The following is a 5,344-nucleotide window of genomic DNA, read 5'->3' on the forward strand; positions in this document are numbered from 1 at the left end:
GCGGTGGTGGGCCGGGCGGTGGCCGCGGCGATGCGGCTGGACGGCGCCGGCGCGGACGGCGGGGTCGCCGCCGACAAGCTGCGCGCGGTGGCCGAGCGTGCCGAGCGCACGGAGCGTGCCGAGCGCGAGGAGGCGGAGAACGACCTCTCGCTGCAGCTGGCCGGCGTCGACCGGGGCAAGCTGCCGCTGGCACTGACGGCCGAGCTGCTTGACGCGGAGCAGCGGGTGGTGATCGCGCGGCGGGTGCACAACGACGCCGTGCGCGACACCCTCGGCCAGCGCCGGCGGCGAGCGGTGCGGTGGCCGAAGCTCGCCGGCACCGCGCCGCGGCCGGAGTACTTCGAGATCGTCGAACCGGCGCTGAACGACGAGTCCGGCGCGGCCCCGCTGCCCCGGCCGTCCGCGCGAGTGCTGCTGCTCGACGGCGAGCGCCGGCTGCTGCTGTTCAACGGGCACGACCCGAGCCGGCCGGACACCCGCTGGTGGTTCACCGTCGGCGGCGGCGTCGAGCAGGGCGAGGACCTGCGGTCGGCGGCACTGCGGGAGCTCGTGGAGGAGACCGGCATCCGACTGGCCGAAGAGGACCTCGTGGGCCCGATGTGGCGCCGCCGCGTGGTGTTCAGCTTCGACGGCCGCGCCTACGACGAGGAGGAGTGGTTCTTCCTCGCGGACCTGTCCGGCTCTGGGGAGAAGGTGGAGATCCCGATCGACACGTCCGGGTTCACCGACGGGGAGGCCGACACGGTCGACGGGCACCGCTGGTGGAGCGTGGAAGAGCTGCGGGACACCGACGAGACGGTGTACCCGGTGCAGCTCCCCACGCTCCTACCCGAACTCCTGTCGTCCACATGGGACGGCACCATCCGCGCCGTTCGCTGACGGCGGCGAAACCTCAGGTGACTTGCGCTGCGATGGAGTCCGGCAACGGGTCGTAGCGGACGAAGCGGCGGGTGAACGTCGCCGAGCCGGAGGACATCGAGCGCAGGTCGATGGCGTACCGGAGCAGTGCCGTGACCGGCACCTCTGCGCGCACCAGGCTGTAGCCCGGCGTCTCGTCCGCCTCCGTGCCCAATACCCGGCCGCGCCGGCTGGACAGGTCGCCGAGCACGGCGCCCAGGTGGTCGTCGGGCAGCCGCACGGTCACCTCGTCCACCGGCTCCAGCAGCGAGATCCGACCGTTCGCCGCCGCGTCCTTCAGGCCCATCGAGCCGGCCGTCTGGAACGCCGCGTCGGAGGAGTCGACGCTGTGTGCCTTGCCGTCGAACAGGGTCACCCGGATGTCGACCACCGGGTGACCGCCGGTCGACAGGCCCTTCTCCAGCTGCGCCCGCACGCCCTTCTCGACCGAGCCGATGAACTGGTGCGGCACCGACCCGCCGACGACCTTGTCGACGAACTCGAAGCCGGACCCGACCGGCAGCGGCTCGACGTCGAGGTCGCACACCGCGTACTGGCCGTGCCCGCCGGACTGCTTGACGTGCCGGCCCTTCCCGCGCGCCTTGCCCGCGAACGTCTCCCGCAGCGCGACCTTCACCTGCTCGGTGTCCACGTCCGCGCCGCCGGCCCGCAGCCGCGCGAGCACGACGTCCGCGTGCGCCTCGCCCATGCACCACAGCACCAGCTGGTGGGTCTCCGCGTTGCGCTCCAGCCGCAGCGTCGGGTCCCCGGCGACCAGCCTGGCGAGGTTGCGCGACAAAGCGTCCTCGTCGCTGCGGGTCTTCGCCACGACCGCCACCGGCAGCAGCGGCTCGGGCATCTTCCACGGGCGCATCAGGAGAGGCTTGTCCGGACTGGACACCGTGTCGCCGGTCTCCGCCGAGCCGATCTTGGTCAGCGCGCAGATGTCGCCCGCGACGCAGTGGCTGACCTCGCGCAGGTTCGCGCCGAGCGGCGAGTAGATGTGCGCCACCCGCTCGTCGACGTCGTGGTCCTCGTGCCCGCGTTCGGCCATGCCGTGGCCGGAGATGTGCACCGGCCGCTCCGGGCGCAGCGTCCCGGAGAACACGCGGACCAACGAGACCCGGCCGACGTAGGAGTCGATCGCGGTGCGCACGACCTCGGCCACCAGCGGGCCGTCGGGATCGGCGGTCACCGAGCTGGTGCCGGAGCCGTTGACCGTGGAGACGTCGGGCACGGCGTGCTCGAGTGGGGACGGGAACGCGCCGGTCAAGGCCTCCAGCAGCTCGGCGAGCCCGACCCCGGTGGCCGCGCAGACGGGGATCACCGGGTGGAACGAGCCGCGCGCCACCGCGGTCTCGAGGTCGGAGATCAGCGTCGCGGTCTCGAGCTCCTCGCCCTCGAGGTAGCGGTCCATGAGGGTCTCGTCCTCGCTCTCGGCGATGATGCCCTCGATGAGCTCGTTGCGGGCCTCGTCGATTGCGTCGAGGTCGCTCGCGTCCGGCTCGGTGACCTTCGGCGGGTAGCCGTCGGAGTAGTCGAAGTACCTGCGGGTGATCAGGCCGAGCAACCCCTGCTTGCCGCCGGGGGCCGGCAGGTACAGCGGCAGCACGCCGGTGCCGAACGCCTCCTGGCAGGCGGCCATCTCGGCCGCCGCGTCCGCGCGCTGGTGGTCCAGCCGGGCGATCACCACGGCCCGCGGCATCTTGACCGCGGCGCATTCCGCCCACAGCGCGATGGTCGCCGGGTCGATGCCCTCGGCCGCGCACACCACGAACAGCGCCGCGTCCGCCGCGCGCAGGCCGGCCCGGACCTCGCCCACGAAGTCGGCGTAGCCGGGTGTGTCGATCAGGTTGATCTTGATGTCGGCGTGCACCAGCGGGGCGACGGAAAGCCCGACCGAGCGCTGCTGGCGCTGCGCGGCGGGGTCGTGGTCGCACACCGTGGTGCCCTCGGTGACCGAGCCCGCCCTTGTGATCACGCCCGCCGCCGCGAGCAAGGCCTCGGTGAGCGTGGTCTTCCCGGAGCCGGAGGGCCCCACGAGAACGATGTTCCGTACTTTGGCGGGGTCCTCTACAGCGACCGCGGCTCCGCCGTCACCGTTATCCGTGTGCTTGCTGGCCATGGAGTCACCCTTTCCGTGCCGACCGCACTGTCTGCCGGAACCTTGTGTTCGATCTCACACCTGTTTACCAGCATCGACAACCCCGTCGTGACCGGCGAACGGCGGAGAGATCCACCGCGCGGAAGTGGCCTGGCGAGATACCTCGGAATTGGCCCGGAGGAGAAGGCCACGTCGCTCCTATCCTCGAAGGGGGGACCACGAGGAAAGGAACTTCGCGTGTCTGACGCAACCACTTCCACCACGCCGGAGACCGGCACCGCGCGGGTCAAGCGCGGGATGGCGGAGATGCTCAAGGGCGGCGTGATCATGGACGTGGTCACCGCCGAGCAGGCCAAGATCGCCGAGGACGCGGGCGCAGTCGCGGTGATGGCGCTCGAGCGCGTCCCGGCGGACATCCGCGCGCAGGGCGGTGTCGCGCGCATGAGCGACCCGGACCTGATCGACGGGATCATCGAGGCGGTGTCCATCCCGGTGATGGCCAAGGCGCGGATCGGCCACTTCGTCGAGGCGCGGCTGCTGCAGGCGCTCGGCGTCGACTACGTGGACGAGTCCGAGGTGCTGACGCCGGCCGACTACGCCAACCACATCGACAAGTGGCAGTTCACCGTGCCGTTCGTGTGCGGCGCTACCAACCTGGGCGAGGCCCTGCGCCGGATCACCGAGGGCGCGGCGATGATCCGCTCCAAGGGCGAGGCCGGCACCGGCGACGTGTCGAACGCGACCACGCACATGCGCAGGATCCGCGGGGAGATCAAGCGGCTCACGTCGCTGCCGGAGGACGAGCTGTACGTCGCCGCCAAGGAGCTCCAGGCGCCCTACGAGCTGGTCAAGGAGGTCGCGACGGCGGGCAAGCTCCCGGTCGTGCTGTTCACCGCGGGCGGCATCGCCACCCCGGCCGACGCGGCGATGATGATGCAGCTCGGCGCCGAGGGCGTGTTCGTCGGCTCGGGCATCTTCAAGTCCGGCGACCCGGCCCGGCGCGCCGACGCGATCGTCAAGGCGACCACGTTCCACGACGACCCGGACATGCTGGCGAAGGTGTCCCGCGGCCTCGGCGAGGCGATGGTCGGCATCAACGTCGACGACATCCCCGAGCCGCACCGCCTGGCCGAGCGCGGCTGGTAGCGGTGTCGATCGTGGTCACCAGTGCTCGGAGACCATGACCGCGACCGTGCCGGGCTCGAGCGCCTCGAAGACGTGCTCGGCGTCGCCCGGGTAGGCGACGTAGTCGCCCGGCGCCATCTCGATCGGGTTTTCGACCAGGCCGATGCGGCCCCGGCCCGCACACAGCACGACGTGCTCGACCACGCCGGGCATGTGCGGGTCGGACTCGCGTGCCGAGCCGGGCTCCGCGGTGATCAGGTAGATGTCCCGGCGGGCGTTCGGCGGACACGACGCGAGCAGCGTCGCGACGTAGTTCGCACGCTCGGAGAACACCGCCGGCCCCTCGCCGGCGCGGATGACCTGCACCCGCGGGCGGGCCGGCTCGACGAGTCTGCTGAACGGCACGTCGAGCGCCACGGACAGCGCCCACAGCGTCTCCACGCTCGGGTTGCCGCTCGCGGACTCCAGCTGGGACAGCGTCGACTTGGCGATGCCCGCGCGCTTGGCCACCTCCGACAGCGACAGGCCGACCCGCTCGCGCTCTCGCCGCAGCGACTGCGCGATCGTCTCGAGCGGGGCGCCGCGCGGTGTCGTCATGGACACTCCAAGTGTTCGATGTATCGGGCGGAGTGTTCGCCTTGACGAACGCTCCTAACGTGTTCACTATAAGAGACTATGCGTTCGATTTGGCGAACCCTCAGCCCGACACTCCGTCGCGACCTGTTCGCGCTGTCCGGGGCGGTCCTCGTCGTAGGAACCTCCTACGGCGCGATCGCGGTCGCGTCCGGACTGCCCTGGTGGCTGCCGTCCCTGTTGTCCGTGCTGGTCTTCGCCGGCGGCTCGCAGTTCATGGTGGTCGGCGTGGTGGCCGCGGGCGGTGGACTGGTCGCGGCGGTGCTCGGAGCGCTCGTGCTCAACGCCCGGCACCTGCCGTTCGGGCTCGCGATCGGCTCGATCATGGGCACCTCGTGGCCGGCGCGGCTGGTGGGCAGCCACCTGATCGTCGACGAGTCGGTGGCGTTCGCGCTGGCCGAGCGGGACCCGCGGCGCGCGCGGGTGATGTTCTGGGCGTGCGGCATGGCCGTGTTCGCGTCGTGGAACGTCGGCACGCTGGTGGGCGCGCTGGCCGGCCAGTTCATCGGCGACCCGGACGCGCTGGGCCTGGACGCCGCGTTCCCGGCGGCGCTGCTCGCGCTGGTGCTGCCCGCGCTGCGCGGC

Annotated in this window: 5 protein-coding genes; 3 read left to right on the forward strand and 2 right to left on the reverse strand. The window is 71.7% G+C overall.

Features of this window, described 5'->3' with window-relative positions; all coding sequences use genetic code 11:
- On the forward strand, positions 1 to 879 hold an 879-nt coding region (locus ACRDSK_RS31515; RefSeq protein ID WP_431445042.1), incomplete at its 5' end, for an NUDIX hydrolase.
- A gap of 13 nt (positions 880 to 892) precedes the next feature.
- Here ACRDSK_RS31515 and ACRDSK_RS31520 read toward each other — a convergent pair.
- Entirely contained in the window at positions 893 to 3,022 is a 2,130-nt protein-coding gene (locus ACRDSK_RS31520; RefSeq protein WP_431445043.1) for an elongation factor G-like protein EF-G2, read from the reverse strand.
- Positions 3,023 to 3,238: 216 nt separating this feature from the next.
- Between ACRDSK_RS31520 and pdxS the strand changes: the two genes are divergently transcribed.
- Complete coding sequence (gene pdxS, locus ACRDSK_RS31525; RefSeq protein WP_431445045.1) at positions 3,239 to 4,147, forward strand: pyridoxal 5'-phosphate synthase lyase subunit PdxS; 909 nt, start codon at positions 3,239 to 3,241, stop codon at positions 4,145 to 4,147.
- Between the two features lie 15 nt (positions 4,148 to 4,162).
- Here the strand turns inward: pdxS and ACRDSK_RS31530 are convergent, their stop codons facing one another.
- A complete protein-coding gene (locus ACRDSK_RS31530; RefSeq protein WP_431445047.1) occupies positions 4,163 to 4,723 on the reverse strand; it encodes a helix-turn-helix domain-containing protein in 561 nt (186 codons plus the stop codon).
- Positions 4,724 to 4,801: 78 nt separating this feature from the next.
- Between ACRDSK_RS31530 and ACRDSK_RS31535 the strand changes: the two genes are divergently transcribed.
- The coding region (locus ACRDSK_RS31535) for an AzlC family ABC transporter permease (RefSeq protein ID WP_431445048.1) at positions 4,802 to 5,344 on the forward strand (543 nt) is incomplete at its 3' end.

Source organism: Actinophytocola sp., from assembly GCF_050699915.1.
In the GTDB taxonomy this organism is placed as follows: domain Bacteria; phylum Actinomycetota; class Actinomycetes; order Mycobacteriales; family Pseudonocardiaceae; genus Actinophytocola.

Coding starts and splice junctions, on each gene's coding strand:
- ACRDSK_RS31520 (WP_431445043.1), bottom strand. CDS start 3,022: ATGGCCAGCAAGCACACGGATAACGGTGACGGCGGAGCCGCGGTCGCT.
- ACRDSK_RS31530 (WP_431445047.1), bottom strand. CDS start 4,723: ATGACGACACCGCGCGGCGCCCCGCTCGAGACGATCGCGCAGTCGCTG.